The organism is Salipiger sp. (assembly GCF_048261495.1).
Classification (GTDB): Bacteria; Pseudomonadota; Alphaproteobacteria; order Rhodobacterales; family Rhodobacteraceae; genus Salipiger.
This window is the reverse complement of record NZ_JBLXFX010000006.1, coordinates 165,150-182,176: the sequence shown is the minus strand read 5'-3', so window position 1 is coordinate 182,176 and position 17,027 is coordinate 165,150. Positions and strand designations below refer to the sequence as shown.

Here is a 17,027-nt window from a genome sequence, read left to right as displayed (position 1 = left end):
GGAGCGCAGCAGGATGCGCCCCGGCGCTGGGTCGGGGCGATGCAGCGGCGAGAGGAGACGCCATGAGCATTCCCCGGAACACCATCTGCCTCTGGTTCGATTCGGAGGCCGAGCAGGCGGCACGGTTCTACACCGGCCTGTTTCCCGACAGCGCCATGGGCGACGTCTTTCGCGCCCCGGCGGATTTCCCCTCCGGCAAGGCGGGCGACGTGCTGACCGTCACCTTCACCGTCGCCGGTGTCCCCTGCCTGGGCCTGAACGGCGGGCCGGTGTTCCGCCACAGCGAGGCGTTCTCGTTCCAGATCGCGACGGACACGCAGCAAGAGACCGATCGCTACTGGGATGCCATCGTCGGCAACGGCGGGCAGGAAAGCGCCTGCGGCTGGTGCAAGGATCGCTGGGGCCTGTCGTGGCAGATCACGCCGCGGGTGCTGAGCGAAGCGCTCGCCGCCGGCGGCGACGAGGGCCGGCGCGCCTTCGAGGCGATGATGCAGATGACGAAGATCGACGTCGCCGCCATCGAAGCGGCGCGGCGCGGATGAGCCGGCGGGCGCGGCAAAGGCGGGCGTCATGACGGACACGGTGCGGGGCGGCTGCCTCTGCGGCGCGGTGCGCATCGTCGCGACCGGCGCACCGCACCGGGTCGGGCTGTGCCATTGTCTCGACTGCCGCAAGCACCACGGGGCGCTGTTCTATGCCGCCGCGATCTTTCCCGCCGGGGCGGTCACGGTCACCGGCGAAACCGGCGCGTACGCGGGCCGGCATTTCTGCCCGCGCTGCGGCTCGTCGGTCTTTGCCCGCAGCGGCGCGGAGATCGAGGTCCACCTCGGCACGCTCGACGCGCCGGACCGCTTCGCGCCCGGCTACGAAAACTGGACCCTGCGGCGGGAAAGCTGGCTGCCCGCCTTCCCGCTGCGCCACAGCTACGCGCGGGATCGCACCACCACCGGCCCGCAGGACGACTGACCCGGGTAGGGCGCTGCCGTCTTGCCCATGCAAAAGGGGCGGGCCCCTGCGGACCCGCCCCCCGTCATTCGTCCCCGCAGGGGATCAGTTCAGCAGGCCGGCATGGCGCAGCGCACCGTCGAGCAGCGCGCGCGTCGGGGCGGTGACCGGCTCCAGCGGCAGGCGGATCTCTTCGGAGCAGAGGCCGAGACGGCTCATCGCGTATTTCGCGCCGCAGAGGCCCGGCTCGGTGAAGATCGCCTGGTGCAGCGGCATCAGCCGGTCCTGGATTTCCAGCGCGCGGGCATAGTCGCCGTCCAGCGTTGCCACCTGAAGCTCCGAGCAGAGGCGCGGCGCGACATTCGCGGTGACCGAGATGCAGCCGACGCCGCCCTGGGCGTTGAAGCCGTGGGCGGTGCCGTCCTCGCCGGAGATCTGCAGGAAGTCCTTGCCGCAGGTGATCCGCTGCGCATTGACCCGCGCCAGATCGCCGGTCGCGTCCTTGACCCCGATGATGCGCGGCAGCTTCGCCAGGATCCCCATGGTCGCGGGCAGCATGTCGACGACCGAACGGCCGGGGATGTTGTAGATCACGATGGGCAGGTCGGCGCATTCGTGCAGCGCGGTGAAATGCGCGATCAGCCCCGACTGGGTGGGCTTGTTGTAATAGGGCGTCACGACCAGCGCCGCATCGGCCCCGACCTTTTCGGCGAACTGCACGAAGCGGATCGCCTCGGCGGTGTTGTTCGACCCGGCCCCGGCCACCACCGGGATGCGCTTGTTCACGGCGGTCACGACGCAGTCGATGACGGCCTCGTGCTCCTCATGGGTGAGGGTGGGGCTTTCGCCGGTGGTGCCGACCGGCACGAGACCGTGGCTGCCTTCGGCGATGTGCCATTCGACAAGTTTCTTGAGCGTGTCGAAGTCCACTGCGCCGTCCTTGAACGGCGTGACCAGGGCAGGCATGGAACCTTTCAACATCACACACTCCTTCATTGCTGTCGTTCCTCCGCGAAACCCCGCCGCCTGATCGGAATGTGAGTTGGAAGCCCACACGCGGCGCGGTATCGTCTGGGGCGTGTCTATTCCTTCTCAGCGGAGAAATTGCAAGCTCATGTCGCGCCTTCTGGCCGTTCTCGTCCTTCTGACCCTCTCGATGACCGCCTCCGCCGCCCCTGCCCAGCAGGACCGGGCGCTGGCGCGTGCCATGCAGGAGATGCGCGAGGGCAACTGGGCGGCCGCGCTGATCGATTCGCGGGGCGACGGTCAGGTCGCGCTGGACGTGATCCTGTGGCACTACCTGCGGGCCAGCCGCGGGGACGCGACGCAGATCATGGATTTCATCTCGCGCAATCCCGACTGGCCGGGGATGGATTACCTGCGCGAAAAGAGCGAGATCGCGATTTCCGAGGCGGGCGGCGACGTCGTGCCCCGGTTCTTCGACGGCTATCGCCCTCAGACCGGCGCCGGCGCGCTGGCGGTTGCGCGCGCCGAGGTCGCCAAGGGCGAACGCGGCGCCGCCGAGGCCGAGGTGGTCCTGGCCTGGCGCACCCTCGCGCTGTCGCCCGAGGAACGTTCGGCCTTTCTTTCCGAGTGGGGCGAGGTGCTGAAACCGCAGCACGCGGCGCGGCTCGACATGGCGCTGTGGAAGGGCTGGGAAAGCAACACCCGCGCGATGCTGCCGCTGGTCGGCGAGGGCCGGCAGAAGCTGGCGCTGGCGCGGATGGGGCTGCGCGACATGGCGGCGGGGGTCGACACGCTGATCGCCGCCGTCCCGGCAGAGCTGCAGGACGATCCGGGGCTGGCCTACGAGCGGTTCCTGTGGCGGGTCCGCAAGGGGCGCGACGCCGATGCCATCGCGCTGCTGCTGGAACGCTCCAAGAGCGCCGAAAGCCTGGGAGAGCCCTGGGCCTGGGCGCAGCGACGTCACGACCTGGCGCATGAACGCATGCGCGAGGGCGCCTACGAGGAAGCCTACCGCATCGCCGCGGAAAACTGGCTGACCGAGGGCAGCGACTACGCGGAACTGGAATGGCTCGCCGGCTACATCTCGCTGCGCTTCCTGCAGAACCCGCGGACCGCCCTGCGCCACTTCACCAATCACCGCGATGCCGTCGCCTCGCCGATCTCGCTGGGCCGGGCGGGCTACTGGCGGGGCCGTGCGCTCGAGGCGATGGGCGACAAGGCGGCCGCGCAGCAGGCCTATGCCGAGGGCGCGCGCTACCAGACCTCGTTCTACGGGCTGCTCGCCGCCGAACGGGCAGGGGTCGACCCGGACCCGCGGCTTACCGGCCGCGAGGGCTTTCCGGACTGGCGCTCGGCGCCGTTCACCCAATCCTCGGTCTACAAGGCCGCCGTGCTGCTGCTGGCCTCGGGCGAGACCGATCTCGGAGAAAGGTTTTTGACCCACCTCTCCGAGGGTCTGGACCGCCAGGGCGTCGGGCAGTTGGGCGAGATGCTCGCCGAACTCAAGCGACCGCATGTCCAGGTGATGCTGGGCAAGCGCGCGGCGCAGGCCGGGATGGAATTGCCGGGGCCCTACTATGCGCTGCATCCCGACATCCTCAGATCCGAGTTTCCCGTGCCCAAGGAACTGGTCCTGTCGATCGCCCGGCGGGAATCGGAATTCGACCCCGGCGTGGTGTCGGGGGCGGGTGCGCGCGGGCTGATGCAGCTCATGCCCGGCACCGCCAAGGAGGTCGCGGGCTGGCTGGGGCTGGAGTACAGCTTTGACGGGCTGCTGAGCGATCCCGGCTACAACGCGCGGCTCGGCTCGACCTACCTGGCGCGGCTCGCGGACCGGTTCGGCGGCAATGCGGTGATGATGGCCGCCGGTTACAATGCCGGCCCGGGGCGTCCGATCCAGTGGATGGAGGCCTATGGCGATCCGCGCGCGGGCGACATCGACATCGTCGACTGGATCGAGATGATCCCCTTCGACGAAACCCGCAACTACGTGATGCGCGTGACCGAAAGCCTGCCGGTCTACCGCGCCCGCCTCGGGGCCGATCCGCACCCGGTGCCGTTCAGCAAGGAACTCGTCGGCTCGACCCTCAAGCGGATCGCCATGGCGGGCGAGTGAGGCGGGGGCCGGGGGGCGATCCTTCGACGACGGATCCGCGCGCCGCTCGGCCCTGGTCAGCCCTTGACCCGCGCCCGCCACAGGGTGAACAGCCCGGCCGCCACGATGATCGCCGCGCCGATCGCCACGTTGGGGCGGATGGTCTCGCCGAACACCGCGACCCCCATTGCCGAGGCAAAGACCAGCTGCAGGTAGGCAAAGGGTTGCACCGCGCTCGCCTCGGCCACCTCGTAGCACTTGATGAGCGTATAGTGCCCCAGCGCGCCCGAGATGCAGAGCAGGATCATCCAGCCCCAGTCCGGCGCGGTCATCGGCTCCCAGAACCAGATGCCGATCACCGTGGCGGCGACGGCGCCCGAGGTGCCGGTCCAGAAGAACGAGGTCGCCGCGATGTCCTTGCGGGCGACGTAGCGCGTCAGCAGCCCGTAGAGCGCGAACATGAAGGCGGCGATCAGCGGAATGATCGCGAACGGCGAAAACACCCCGCCGGAGGGCTGCAGGATGATGATCACCCCGATGAAGCCCAGGCCGATGGCCGTCCAGCGCCGCCAGCCGACCCTTTCCCCGAGGATCGGCCCGGACAGCGCCGCGACCAGCAGCGGGTAGCAGGCAAAGACCGCGTGGCTTTCCACCAGACCCAGCAGCACGAACCCCGAGACCATGACGCAGATCTCGACCACCAGCAGCACGCCCCGGAAGCCCTGCAACAGCGGTTGCGCCGAGCTGGCGGCGGCCTTCAGCCCGCCCGCCTGGCGCCCGGCCACCGCCATGACGAAGGCCGCGAAGAACCAGTAGCGGACCATCACCACCATGTAGACGTTGTATTCCCCGGAGAGATGGCGCGAGAGGCCGTCCTGCATGGCAAACACGAAGGTCGTGGCGACCATGAGCCAGATGCCCAGTTTCAGGTTCTGTTGTGCCATGTCAGATCTTTCTCGCGACGGTCATGTGCCGTTTGCGCCCATAGCCCGGGTGCCGCTCGACCGCAAATCCGGCATCGGCCAGGGCCCGCCGGACATGGCCGGCCGCGGTGTAGCTCGCGGCCGTGCCGCCCGGCGCCGTATGGCGCGCGACCTCGGCCATCAGCGCCGCCCCCCAGAGTTCGGGATTCTTGGCGGGCGAGAAACCGTCGAGGAACCAGGCATCGGCCCGATCCTCCCAAGGCGGCAGGGTGTCGCGCGCATCGCCTTCCACCAGGACGAAATGGAGGTCCCGCAAACGGACCTCCCGCGCGCCGTCATGCCAGAACGGCGCCAGTTCCCCGGCCGCGTCGGCCACCTCGGGAAAGGCGCCCTGGGCGCGGATCATGTCGCCGGGGGCGAGGGGGAAGGCCTCGAAGGAGGTGAACCGCAGCACACCCGGCGCCCCGCTCTGCCGCCAGAGCGTCAGGCAGGCGAGCAGGTTCAGACCGGTGCCGAAGCCCGTCTCGGCGACGTGAAAGCCGTCCCGGAACCGCCCCGGAAGACCGTTTCCGGCCAGAAAGGTGTGCCGGGTCTCGGCCAGCCCGTTGTCGAGCGAATAATAGGGGTCGTCGAATCGGGGGGAGACGGGGACCCCGCCTTCGCGCCAGAGCGGGGCGTCGGGCTGGTTCATCGGTTGCGCCTGTCCTAGATACGAAGGCGACCATGAAGCGGAGGGCGGGGAATGGCAAGCATCGACGTGACGGTCTGCGGGGCGGGCATCTTCGGCCTGTCCATCGCCTGGACATGCGCGACGCGCGGGGCCCGTGTCCGGGTCGTGGACCCCTTCGGCGCGGGCTCCGGGTCCTCGGGGGGCACGGTCGGGGCGCTGGCCCCCCACGTGCCGGAGAACTGGAATCCGAAGAAGGCGTTCCAGCTTGAGAGCCTGCTCATGGCCGAAGGGTTCTGGCACAGGGTCGAAGCCGAAAGCGGCGTCTCCGCCGGCTATGCCCGTGCCGGCCGCCTCCAGCCGGTGCCGGACGAGGCCGGGCTGGCCCTCGCCCGCGATCGGGGCGCCTCGGCAAGGGCGCTCTGGGGCGATGCCGCGACCTGGGAGGTGATCCCCGCCGCCGACGCCGGCGCCTGGGCGCCCGTCTCGCCGACCGGCTGGCTGATCCGCGACACGCTCAGCGCGCGGCTCTCTCCGCGCCGGGCCTGCGCCGCGCTCGTCGCAGCCCTGGCCGTCCGCGGCATCGGTATCGACACCGACATGCCGGAACATCCCGGCGTTCTGGTGTGGGCGACGGGCTGGCAGGGATTGGAGGCACTTTCGAAGGAGACGGGGCGCGCCGCCGGCACCGGGGTCAAGGGCCAGTCCGTCCTGTTGCGGCACGACGTCCGCACCGGGCCGCAGATCTATGCGGGCGGGCTGCACATCATCCCGCACGAGGACGGAACCGTGGCCATCGGCTCGACCTCGGAGCGGGCGTTCGACGATCCCGCCGGAACGGATGAGCAATGTGATGCGCTGCTGGAGCGCGCCGTCGCGGTATTGCCTGTCCTGCACGGTGCCGAGGAGATCGAGCGCTGGGCAGGTGTCCGCCCGCGCGCACGGACCCGCGCGCCGATGCTGGGCCGCTGGCCGGACCGCCGCGACCAGTTCATCGCCAATGGCGGCTTCAAGATCGGCTTCGGCATGGCCCCGAAAGTGGCGGAGGTCATGGCCGATCTCGTGCTGGAGGGGCGCGACGGAATCCCCGACGGGTTTCGGGTGGAGGACTCGCTCTGAGGGGCGCTGCCCCTCGCGCGCCGGGCGCGCTCACCCCGGGATATTTCCTGCCAGAAGAAAGCCCGGGCGGTTCATCCGGTTTCTTCTGGCCCGAAATATCCCCGCCGGAGGCATCCGACGCTGCGGCCGGGCGCCGGGGGCGGGGGTCAGTCGAACTTGCGGGAAGGGGCGAGCACCTTGGCTTCGCCGACCAGAACCGGTTTTCCGTCCACCGTGCAGGCGCAATCGAGCGTGACGCGGCGCTTGGCAAAGTCGATACCGGTCACCGTGACCTCGGCATGCACCACGTCGCCGGGGCGGACGGGGCCGATGAATTTCAGGGACTGGCCCAGGTACACCGTCCCGTGGCCGGGAAGTTGTTCGCCGATGACGGCCGAGATCAGCCCGGCGGTCAGCATGCCGTGGGCGATGCGACCTTCGAAGATGGTATCGCGGGCATAGTCGTCATCGAGGTGCACGGGGTTCCGGTCGGTGGAGACTTCGGCAAAGAGCTCGATGTCGCGGTCGGTCACGCGCTTCTGGAGATAGCGCGTCATACCCATCTCGATGTCTTCGATGCAGATCGTGCCGCGAGGCAGGTTGTCCAGCATCTCGCCCTCCATGATTCCCTGTTCCGGTAACAAATGTGCGATATGGTGATCGCTCTGGTAATTTAATTACTTTGCTGGTGCAGAAAATCAAGCGGGAAATGTGGGGGTGCGACGAAAGAACAGGGCCCGCGCGGGGACGCGGGCCCTTTCCGGAAGGCGATAAGCTGCGTGTTTCAGCGCAGGTAGCCGATCGAATAGGTCGGCGACGAGGCTTCCTCGGCCAGGTACATCTCCAGCGCCTCGGGATCGGGCTGGCGATCCGTCCTGGTCGGCGCGGCGGCGAGCCCGCCGGAAATGAACAGCGAATCGATGTCCTCGCCCATGGCGCCGGCGATGTCGGTCTTCACCCCGTCACCCACGGCGAGGATGGCGGAATCGGGGATGCCGGGCTTGATCTCGGACAGGCGGCGGCGGGCCAGGTCGTAGATCGGCGAGTGCGGCTTGCCGAAGTAGAGGCTCTCTCCGCCCATTTCCGTATAGAGCTGGGCCAGCGCGCCGGCGCACCATTCGCGGGTTTCGCCGCGGTCGACCACGATGTCGGGGTTGGCGCAGAGCAGCTTCAGCCCCTTCTGCTTGGCATAGAGGAACTGCGGGCGCAGGGTGTCGGGGTCGTCATGGGCATTGAAGGGGCCGCAGCAGACGATGCCTTCGGCGTCTTCCAGCGCGACACGCTCGATCTCGACCGGGTTTTCGATCAGTTTCAGCGGCTCGAAGAAGGGCAGGTCGAATTCCGTCCCGATGAAGTAGACCTTGTTGCCGACGGCGCCGGTGAACATCGCGGTGCGGGCGGAATCGCCCGAGGTCGCGATGTTGTCCCAGGTGTCTTCCGGGCAGCCGAAGCGGTCGAGCTGCTTGGCGACCTCGTGGCGCGAGCGGGGGGCGTTGGTCAGCAGGACCACGATGCCGCCGCGCTTGCGGTAGGCCTGGAGCGCCGCGACCGCTTCGGGATAGGCGGTGATGCCGTTGTGGACACAGCCCCAGAGGTCGACGAACAGCGCCTCGTAGCGGTCGGAAATCTCTGACAGGTGTTCGATGATCTGGGACATGTGGCCTCCGGAAATCTGCGTTGCGGCCTTGATAGGCAATGCGCGGGCAACTGGCCAGAGGGCCGGGGCACCGGAACGGAAAAGGGCGCCCCGAAAGGCGCCCCCCGTCCGGTGGTCGGCAGGTCGATCAGACCTTGAGGTTGGGGATGATCTGCTTCTTGCGCGACATGATGCCGGGCAGCACGACGGTGTCGCCGGTGACGGTGGCGCCGAAGCTCTTTTCGGCCACGGTCCTGACCAGGTCGTTCGGGACCAGCAGCGTCGCTTCCTCGTTCAGGATGTCGACCACGAACAGCAGCACCTGGTCGGCGCCGTCTTCCTTGGCGACATCGACCATGGAGGCCATCAGGCTGTCCTTGCGGTCGAGCACGGTCTTCGGTGCGGTGGTTTCGAGGACCGAAACCCGGAAGTCCTTGCCGTCGACGGTGTATTCCTTGGAATCCATCCGCAGCAGTTCCGCATCCGAGAAGGAGGAGACGTCGGATTTGGCGGCGAACATCTCGGCCGCGTAGTCGGGGATGGAAATGCCGAGATCCCTGGCCAGCGACTCCGCGACGGCGCGGTCGTGATCCGTGGTGGTGGGCGAGCGGAATTCCAGCGTGTCGGAGAGGATGCAGGTCAGCGCCGCGCCCTTCACGGCCTCGGGCATCTTCGCCATGTCGTCGCCGATCAGGTCGACCATGATGGTCGCGGTGCAGGCCAGCGGGCGCACGGTGATGTCGATCGGGCCCTTGGTTTCCAGCCCGCCGACCAGCTTGTGGTGGTCGATGATGGCGCGGATGTCGGCGCCGTTGATCCCGGCGGGCAGTTCGGCGGGGTTGTTGGTGTCGACGATCACGACGGGTGCGCCCGCGTCGACGTCCGCGATGATCTGCGGCTTGTCGAGGCCCCAGTGCGTCAGCATGAAGGCGGCTTCGGTGTTCGGCTCTCCCAGCAGGGCGGGGGCCGCGGCTTCGCCTTTGACCTCGTTCAGATACCAGGCCCAGATGATCGGGCTGCCGGTTGAGTCGGTATCGGGGGACTTGTGGCCGAAAACGAGGGTGGTCATGGCGGAAAAGCTCCTTGGGTGCGTATCGGATTTCGCGCGCCTTATAGGAGCGGGCCGCGCGCTTGTCACCCGTCCAAATGCCGCGGCTGCCGCGGCGGGGAACCCGGGCGAGCGGCTTCGCGTTGCATGATCAAACGGAGGTTAAACCGATGAATGCCCTTGCCCGCCCGATGTATATCGACGCCGCCCTCGATGTTCCGCCCGATCCGCGCGGCCCCATGACCGATGTGCAGGCCGTCCGCCTGCGCGAGCTGGCCGAGCGCGCCGGCGTCCCGGTCGAGACCGACCTGACCATGCGGCAGGCCGAGCACCGGATCGAAGAGCTCGAAGCGGTCGCCTGGTAGGCGGGCCGTTGCGCGCGGTGCCGCGGGCACCGGGCCTTTTTCGTTTACAGCTTGTCTCGACTCCTGATAATGCGACCCCGACGCGCTTTGCCGGCGCGATAGTTTAGTGCTAAACAATGCACGAAAAGGGGGAGGCGCCACATGTCCGAATCCGCTCAGGAGTCGCTGCGTCAGGCGGCGCTGTTCTACCACGAGAATCCGAAGCCCGGTAAGCTCGAGGTCCGCGCGACCAAGCCGCTGGCCAACGGCCGCGACCTGTCGCGCGCCTATTCGCCGGGGGTCGCCGAGGCCTGCCTCGAAATCAAGGCCGACCCGACCACCGCCGCCCGCTACACCACGCGAGGCAACCTCGTCGCGGTGGTGACCAACGGCACCGCCGTGCTGGGCCTGGGCAATATCGGGCCGCTGGCCTCCAAGCCGGTGATGGAGGGCAAGGCCGTCCTCTTCAAGAAATTCGCCAACATCGACTGCTTCGACATCGAGGTGAACGAGCCCGATCCCGTGAAGCTGGCCGAGATCGTCTGCGCGCTGGAGCCGACTTTCGGCGCCATCAACCTCGAGGACATCAAGGCGCCCGACTGCTTCATCGTCGAGAAGATCTGCCGCGAGCGCATGAACATCCCGGTGTTCCACGACGACCAGCACGGCACGGCCATCGTGGTCGGCGCGGCGGCGACCAATGCGCTGCACGTCTCGGGCAAGGCGTTCGAGGATATCAAGATCGTCTCGACCGGCGGCGGGGCGGCGGGCATTGCCTGCCTCAACATGCTGGTGAAGCTGGGCGTGAAGCGCGAGAACATCTGGCTCTGCGACATTCACGGGCTGGTCTACGAAGGCCGGGTCGAAGACATGAACCCGCAGAAGGCCGCCTTTGCGCAGAAATCCGATCTGCGCACGCTGTCGGACGTGATCGACGGCGCGGACCTGTTCCTCGGCCTTTCCGGGCCCGGCGTGCTGAAATCCGAGCACGTGGCGCGGATGGCGGACAAGCCGATCATCTTCGCCCTTGCCAACCCCACGCCCGAAATCATGCCGGACGAGGTGCGCAAGGTCGCACCGGATGCGATCATCGCCACCGGGCGCAGCGATTTTCCCAACCAGGTCAACAACGTGCTGTGTTTCCCGTTCATCTTCCGGGGCGCGCTGGATGTCGGCGCGACCGAGATCAACGACGAGATGCAGATCGGCTGTGTCGAGGGCATCGCGGCCCTGGCCCGCGCCACCACCAGCGCCGAAGCGGCCGCCGCCTATCATGGCGAACAGCTGACCTTCGGGCGGGATTACCTGATCCCCAAGCCCTTCGATCCGCGCCTGTCGGGGGTCGTGTCCTCGGCCGTGGCCAAGGCGGCGATGGAGTCCGGCGTCGCGACGCGGCCGCTTTCCGACCTCAAGGCCTACAAGGACAAGCTCAACGCGTCGGTCTTCAAGTCGGCGCTGCTGATGCGCCCGGTGTTCGAGGCGGCGCGCACCGCGTCGCGCCGGATCGTCTTTGCCGAGGGCGAGGACGAGCGGGTGCTGCGCGCGGCGCAGGCGATCCTGGAAGAGACGACCGAACAGCCGATCCTCATCGGTCGCCCGGACGTGATGGAGGCCCGTTGCGAACGCATGGGCCTGACCATCAAGCCGGGGCGCGAATTCCACGTCGTGAACCCGGAAAACGATCCACGCTACCGCGATTACTGGGAAACCTATCACAAGCTGATGGCGCGTCAGGGCGTGTCGCCGGATCTGGCCCGCGCGATCCTGCGCACCAATACCACAGCCATCGCGGCGTTGATGGTCTACCGCGACGAGGCCGACAGCATGATCTGCGGCACCTTCGGGGAATACCGCTGGCATCTCAACTACATCACGCAGGTTCTGGGCGGCGGCGGATTGCAGCCGCAGGGTGCGCTGTCCCTGATGATCCTCGAAGACGGCCCGCTGTTCCTTGCCGATACCCAGGTCTGGACCGAGCCTTCGCCCGAGCAGATCGCGATGACCGCCATCGGGGCCGCCCGCCACGTGCGCCGCTTCGGCCTGCTGCCCAAGATCGCGCTGTGCTCGCGGTCGCAGTTCGGCAATCAGAGCGACGGTTCCGGCCCGCGCATCCGCTCGGCGATCGAGATCCTCGACAGCCAGCCGCGCGATTTCATGTACGAGGGCGAGATGCATGTGGACAGTGCGCTCGACCCCGAACTGCGCTCGCGGTTGATGCCCGAGAACCGGCTCGAAGGTGCGGCGAACGTACTGATCTTTGCTCAGGCCGACGCGGCGTCGGGCGTGCGCAACATCCTGCGGATGAAGGCGGGCGGGCTCGAAGTCGGGCCGATCCTCATGGGGCTCGGCAACCGCGCCCACATCGTCACGCCGTCGATCACCCCGCGCGGATTGCTGAACATGGCCGCCGTCGCGGGAACGCCGGTCGCCGCCTACGGCTGAGGCGCCCCGGTCCGCCGGGTGCATCCGGCGGGCCGCTTTTTCGCGCGCTGGCGAACGCGCGACCATACCTCTGTCGCCTGCCGGATACGGATGTGCAAATGCACGTCCGGCAAGATTGCTTCGGGGCATTGCACCGATCGGCAGGGTCGGCGGAACGCTCTGCGACCTTCTCCCTCGACGCCTCGGTGACCTTGCCTGCGGGCGGGCCGCTGCTTCTTGCCGCCGCCGGAACGCCTCATGGTCTGCTGGCCGGATTTGCAGGGTCTGATTCGCAGAATTTGCAAAGTCATCGGAACTTCGCAAATCACCGCAGAAACTGGGCAGGTTTGCAAAAATTTGCAGGCCACTTCCCGCGAAAACCGCAAATTTTCCGCGTCGTTCTGTCCCGTCATCCGCTAACACGCTTGCCCGAAAGCCCCCCCGGCCCGTATCCGTTGCAAACAGGACGAGAGGAGGAGTTCCATGGGCTACAAGGAAGTGTACGGCGCCTGGCAATCCGATCCGGAGGCTTTCTGGATGAAGGCCGCCGAGGCGATCGACTGGGCGAAACCTCCGTCAAAGGCGCTGTTCGACAAGGGTGACGGCATGTTCGAGTGGTTCTCGGACGGCATGGTCAACACCTGCTGGAACGCCGTGGATCGCCATGTCGAGGCCGGGCGCGGCGACGAGATCGCGATCATGCACGAAAGCCCGATCACCCATGCGACCAAGGGCTTTACCTACCGCGAGCTGCAGGCGCGGGTCGCCTCGCTTGCCGGGGCGCTGCGGGCGCGTGGGATCGAGAAGGGCGACCGCGTCATCATCTACATGCCGATGGTCCCCGAGGCGCTGGAGGCGATGCTGGCCTGCGCCCGGCTCGGCGCGGTGCATTCGGTGGTCTTCGGCGGGTTCGCGGCGAACGAACTGGCCGTCCGCATCGACGACTGCACCCCCAAGGCGATCATCGCCGCCTCCTGCGGGCTGGAGCCGGGCCGGGTCGTCCATTACAAGCCGCTGCTCGACGGCGCCATCGAGCAGGCGCGCCACAAGCCCGACTTCTGCGTGATCTTCCAGCGCGAACAGGAAGTGGCCAAGCTGGTCGAGGGGCGCGACGTGTCCTGGCACGGCTTCCAATACGGGGTCGAACCGGCCGACTGCGTGCCGGTCGAGGGCAACCACCCCTGTTACATCCTCTATACCTCGGGCACGACGGGCCAGCCCAAGGGCGTCGTGCGTTCGACCGCCGGGCATCTCGTCGCGCTGCAATGGTCGATGAAGAACATCTACAACATCGAGGCGGGCGACCGCTTCTGGGCCGCGTCCGACGTGGGCTGGGTCGTCGGGCATTCCTACATCTGCTACGGGCCCCTGATCGCCGGCGCGCAGACCGTGGTGTTCGAGGGCAAGCCCATCGGCACGCCCCACGCGGGCGTGTTCTGGCGCATCATCCAGAACCACCGGATCAAGAGCTTCTTCACCGCCCCGACCGCCCTGCGTGCCATCCGCCGCGAGGACCCGGAGGGCGAATGGATCAAGCGCTACAAGCTGCACGACCTGCAGGCGCTGTTCCTCGCCGGCGAACGGGCCGATCCCGACACGATCAAATGGGCGCAGAAGCACCTCGGGGTTCCGGTGATCGACCACTGGTGGCAGACCGAAACCGGCTGGGGCATCGCCGCCAATCCGATGGGGATCGAGGAACTGCCGGTCAAGCTCGGTTCGCCCTCGGTGCCGATGCCGGGCTATGACGTGCGCATCCTCGACGAGGGCGGGCACGAACTGCCGCCCGACACGCTCGGCGCCATCGCGATCAAGCTGCCGTTGCCGCCGGGCACGCTCCAGACCCTCTGGAATGCCGAGGCGCGCTACAAGAAAAGCTACCTCACCCAGTTCCCCGGATACTACGAAACCGGCGACGCGGGCATGAAGGACAAGGACGGCTATCTCTACATCATGTCGCGCACCGATGACGTCATCAACGTCGCGGGGCACCGCCTGTCCACCGGCGCGATGGAAGAGGTCCTGGCCTCGCATCCCGACGTGGCCGAATGCGCGGTGATCGGGGTCGCGGATGCGCTCAAGGGTCAGATGCCGCTCGGGTTCCTGTGCCTCAGCTCGGGCGTGAACCGCCCGCATGACGAGATCTGCAAGGAGACCGTCAAGCTGGTGCGTGACAAGATCGGCCCGGTCGCGGCGTTCAAGCTGTGCACCGTGGTGGATCGCCTGCCCAAGACACGCTCGGGCAAGATCCTGCGCGCGACCATGGTCAAGATCGCCGATGGCGAAAGCTACAAGATGCCCGCGACCATCGACGATCCCGCCATCCTGGACGAGATCAAGGTGGCGCTCCGCGCCCTCGGCTATGCCGGGGAGCCGGGCTGAGACAGGGGCGGCCCCGTCTCGGGACGGGGCCGTCGGAACGCCGGACTCAGAACGCCGGACGCAGCGTCTTGGGCCGGTCGAAGAAATAGACGATCTCCTCGCCGATGGGCACGCTGCGCCCGTCGGCATCGGTCATCAGGCTGTAGATCTGCCCGTCGTCGCGTTCGTAGAAGGTGGAGCAGAGCAGGCGGAAGGCTTCGAAACTGCCCTTGATCACCGCTTCGGCCGCCTTGCGCTGGTCCGCCGTGCCGCCGGTGGCCCGCGCGCGGGGCTTGTCGCCATACCCGCAGAGCCGACCGTCCGCCGTCATGATGAACCGCATGCCGCCGGTGACCTCGATCGGCGGATCGGCGGGGAACAGCACCTTGCCCTGACTGTAGAAGGTGGCGCCGTCCGGGGTCATGGTCGACAGGCTTGAACAGGTGTCGCTGACCGGATCGTAGCCACTGCATCCATAGGGGTTCTGACGGGCGATGCGGATCAGTTCGTAGCCGTCGATCCGGGTGCCCTTTCCATCGGCCGTGCCGTCGCATCCGGCAAGCAGCAGGCAGGCGAGTGTGATCCCGATACGCATGAACATGACCACCCGCCTTCCACCTTCGGATATTCCCTTGAATCCTAGCCGTTTGCCCCGGCCGAGGAAAGGCATTCCCCCGAACCGCCGCAACCGGCGGCAAGGTGTGGGCGGATTGCATCTTTGCTTTCGTCCCCTGCGTGTGCGCGCGGGCGGGGTATCGCCTCAGAGCTCGTAGAGTTCGAGCGGCAGGCCGTCCGGATCCGCGAAGAAGGTGAACAGCCGGTCTGTGAGCGCGTCGCGCCGGATCGGCTCGACCGCGATCCCGAGGCCGGTCAGCCGGTCCGCGGCGGCCCGCACATCCTCCACCGCGAAGGCGAGATGGCGCAGGCCGCGCGCCTCCGGATGCGACGGCCGGGGCGGCGCGTCGGGAAAGGAGAACAACTCAAGCCGCCCGCCGCCCGGCACCTCGAGATCCAGCTTCCAGCTCTGCCGCTCCGCGCGCCAGGTCTCGGCCAGGATCCGCAGCCCGAGAAGTTCGGTGTAGAACGCCTTGCTGCGGGGATAGTCGTTGCAGATCAACGCGATGTGGTGGATTCCCCGGAACATTCGGAGGCTGTCCTTTCTCTGGTGCGGGCAGGATTTCCGGCATTTTAGCCATTTCCCGCTGGACAGTTAAACGCATTTCAAGCTGCCCGCCGCACCCTTTCCCGAAAAGGAGTGCCGCCGATGTCCCTCATCGCCTACACCAGTCACACCGCCGTCAGCCTGCTGCAGGCGAGCACCGGGCCGAACGGGGCGCAGGCCTCGGTCGGGTCCGCGGTCATCGACGTGAGCCTTGTCGCCGGTTCGGCGGACGGCGGCAAAGCGGATGCGGATCCGGGATCCGCCGGTGCGGAGTCCACGGCGGCGCGCGACGCGGGCGCGCTGCTCCGCGCCGCCAGGGACCGGGAAGAGGCGGGTTCGGCCGCCGCGCGCGACGTGCAGACCCTGTCCGGCGCACGGGATCGCGGCCTGCACCGGATGCGCAAACGGATGGTCCAGCTCGGCAAGGCGCTGCAACGGCTGATGGGCGGGCACCCCGGAAAGGGGCGCGGCGTGACGATCTACACCGGTCGCGGAAATGACACGCTGACCGCAAGGTCGGATGGCGCCGTCGGCGCGATCCATACCGGGCGCGGCAACGATGCGGTCTCGATCACCGCCGGGGCCGTCTACGGCCTGCGCACCGGTGCCGGATCGGATGCGGTGACGCTCTCCGCCGAGGTGGTGCGCGGCGTCCACACCGATCCGAGGCATCGCGGCGCCGGGGGAGGCGACGACGCGGTCGCGATCCGGGCCGCGCTCGCGCAGGGCATCTACACGGGCAGGGGGGCCGATGCCATCGCCATCGACGCCGACGCGGTGGTCGGGGTCCATTCCGGCGCGGGCAGCGATGCGGTGACCCTCGACGCGGGACTTGTGGGCGACATCCGCACCGGCAGCGGCAACGATGCCGTCACCGTCCGGGCCGTGGTCGGCGCCTCTCAGGTCGGTACGCTGGTCGGGGATGATCCCTACACGCCCGGCGACACGGCCGAGGCGCGGATGCTGTCGGCGGTCGCGGGAGGTGCCGATGTCGACACGGGTTCGGGCGACGATGCGATCACCCTAGACGTACGGACGGTGCTCTCCCTGGAGGCGGGACGCGGCGACGATGCCATCCTGCTCGAAGGCGGAACCGTGGCGCTGCGCTACGATGCGGGCGACGGCAACGATACCGTCATGCTCTCGGACGGGGCGGAGGTGGTGATCCGGCTGGGCGAGGATGTCGGCGACTGGTCGCTCACCGAGGAGGGCAATGCGCTGATCCTGCATCTCGGCGAGGGCTCGATCCGGTTCGAAGGTGCGACCGATGCCGCCGCCATCGGCCTCGTCCGCGCGGGAGAGGAGGGGGTGACCATGCTCCGCGCCACCCCGGTGCTGGACGCCTACGCCTGAGCCGGAAC

At 68.0% G+C, this 17,027-nt stretch carries 16 protein-coding genes; 8 read left to right on the top strand and 8 right to left on the bottom strand.

Going from position 1 to position 17,027, the window contains the following annotated elements; genetic code table 11:
• Window positions 1-62: 62 nt before the first annotated feature.
• Window positions 63-542: a VOC family protein gene (locus ACN0RJ_RS14045; RefSeq protein WP_417724667.1), complete on the top strand. Its 480-nt coding sequence runs from the start codon at window positions 63-65 to the stop codon at window positions 540-542.
• 28 nt (window positions 543-570) lie between these two features.
• Window positions 571-966 (top strand): GFA family protein, encoded by a 396-nt coding sequence (locus tag ACN0RJ_RS14040; protein WP_417724666.1) that lies wholly within the window; start codon window positions 571-573, stop codon window positions 964-966.
• Window positions 967-1,050: 84 nt separating this feature from the next.
• Here the strand turns inward: ACN0RJ_RS14040 and dapA are convergent, their stop codons facing one another.
• Window positions 1,051-1,926, bottom strand: a complete 876-nt coding sequence (gene dapA / locus ACN0RJ_RS14035) for a 4-hydroxy-tetrahydrodipicolinate synthase (protein ID WP_417720391.1) — start codon at window positions 1,924-1,926, stop codon at window positions 1,051-1,053.
• 133 nt (window positions 1,927-2,059) lie between these two features.
• On the opposite strand from dapA, the gene ACN0RJ_RS14030 reads away from it, so the two are divergent.
• Complete coding sequence (locus ACN0RJ_RS14030) at window positions 2,060-4,027, top strand: lytic transglycosylase domain-containing protein (RefSeq protein ID WP_417720392.1); 1,968 nt, start codon at window positions 2,060-2,062, stop codon at window positions 4,025-4,027.
• Between the two features lie 56 nt (window positions 4,028-4,083).
• Here ACN0RJ_RS14030 and ACN0RJ_RS14025 read toward each other — a convergent pair whose 3' ends face one another.
• Complete coding sequence (locus ACN0RJ_RS14025) at window positions 4,084-4,950, bottom strand: DMT family transporter (protein ID WP_417720393.1); 867 nt, start codon at window positions 4,948-4,950, stop codon at window positions 4,084-4,086.
• Between the two features lies 1 nt (window position 4,951).
• On the bottom strand, window positions 4,952-5,620 hold the full coding sequence (gene mnmD / locus ACN0RJ_RS14020) for a tRNA (5-methylaminomethyl-2-thiouridine)(34)-methyltransferase MnmD (protein ID WP_417720394.1): 669 nt from the start codon (window positions 5,618-5,620) through the stop codon (window positions 4,952-4,954).
• Window positions 5,621-5,671: 51 nt separating this feature from the next.
• Between mnmD and ACN0RJ_RS14015 the strand changes: the two genes are divergently transcribed.
• Window positions 5,672-6,715, top strand: coding sequence for an NAD(P)/FAD-dependent oxidoreductase (locus ACN0RJ_RS14015; RefSeq protein WP_417724665.1), 1,044 nt, complete (start codon window positions 5,672-5,674; stop codon window positions 6,713-6,715).
• Between the two features lie 146 nt (window positions 6,716-6,861).
• Here ACN0RJ_RS14015 and ACN0RJ_RS14010 read toward each other — a convergent pair whose 3' ends face one another.
• The 3 genes from ACN0RJ_RS14010 to ACN0RJ_RS14000 all read right to left on the bottom strand — a co-directional run bounded on the left by ACN0RJ_RS14010 (window position 6,862) and on the right by ACN0RJ_RS14000 (window position 9,399).
• Window positions 6,862-7,305 (bottom strand): MaoC family dehydratase, encoded by a 444-nt coding sequence (locus ACN0RJ_RS14010; protein WP_417720503.1) that lies wholly within the window; start codon window positions 7,303-7,305, stop codon window positions 6,862-6,864.
• A gap of 173 nt (window positions 7,306-7,478) precedes the next feature.
• Window positions 7,479-8,351: a TIGR01459 family HAD-type hydrolase gene (locus ACN0RJ_RS14005; RefSeq protein ID WP_417724664.1), complete on the bottom strand. Its 873-nt coding sequence runs from the start codon at window positions 8,349-8,351 to the stop codon at window positions 7,479-7,481.
• A gap of 127 nt (window positions 8,352-8,478) precedes the next feature.
• Window positions 8,479-9,399 (bottom strand): manganese-dependent inorganic pyrophosphatase, encoded by a 921-nt coding sequence (locus tag ACN0RJ_RS14000; RefSeq protein WP_417720397.1) that lies wholly within the window; start codon window positions 9,397-9,399, stop codon window positions 8,479-8,481.
• A 149-nt stretch (window positions 9,400-9,548) separates the two neighbouring features.
• Between ACN0RJ_RS14000 and ACN0RJ_RS13995 the strand changes: the two genes are divergently transcribed.
• The 3 genes from ACN0RJ_RS13995 to ACN0RJ_RS13985 all read left to right on the top strand — a co-directional run bounded on the left by ACN0RJ_RS13995 (window position 9,549) and on the right by ACN0RJ_RS13985 (window position 14,525).
• Window positions 9,549-9,743, top strand: a complete 195-nt coding sequence (locus ACN0RJ_RS13995; protein ID WP_417720398.1) for a DUF3072 domain-containing protein — start codon at window positions 9,549-9,551, stop codon at window positions 9,741-9,743.
• Between the two features lie 141 nt (window positions 9,744-9,884).
• Window positions 9,885-12,164, top strand: coding sequence for an NADP-dependent malic enzyme (locus tag ACN0RJ_RS13990; RefSeq protein WP_417720399.1), 2,280 nt, complete (start codon window positions 9,885-9,887; stop codon window positions 12,162-12,164).
• Window positions 12,165-12,626: 462 nt separating this feature from the next.
• Window positions 12,627-14,525 carry a propionyl-CoA synthetase gene (locus ACN0RJ_RS13985; RefSeq protein WP_417724663.1) on the top strand — a complete coding sequence of 633 codons (1,899 nt, stop codon included), beginning with the start codon at window positions 12,627-12,629 and terminating at the stop codon, window positions 14,523-14,525.
• Between the two features lie 46 nt (window positions 14,526-14,571).
• On the opposite strand, the gene ACN0RJ_RS13980 is transcribed toward ACN0RJ_RS13985, so the two are convergent.
• Complete coding sequence (locus ACN0RJ_RS13980) at window positions 14,572-15,105, bottom strand: hypothetical protein (RefSeq protein WP_417724662.1); 534 nt, start codon at window positions 15,103-15,105, stop codon at window positions 14,572-14,574.
• A gap of 159 nt (window positions 15,106-15,264) precedes the next feature.
• Entirely contained in the window at window positions 15,265-15,648 is a 384-nt protein-coding gene (locus ACN0RJ_RS13975; protein ID WP_417724661.1) for a VOC family protein, read from the bottom strand.
• Between the two features lie 120 nt (window positions 15,649-15,768).
• On the opposite strand from ACN0RJ_RS13975, the gene ACN0RJ_RS13970 reads away from it, so the two are divergent.
• Complete coding sequence (locus tag ACN0RJ_RS13970) at window positions 15,769-17,019, top strand: hypothetical protein (protein WP_417724660.1); 1,251 nt, start codon at window positions 15,769-15,771, stop codon at window positions 17,017-17,019.
• The last annotated feature ends 8 nt before the right edge of the window (window positions 17,020-17,027 follow it).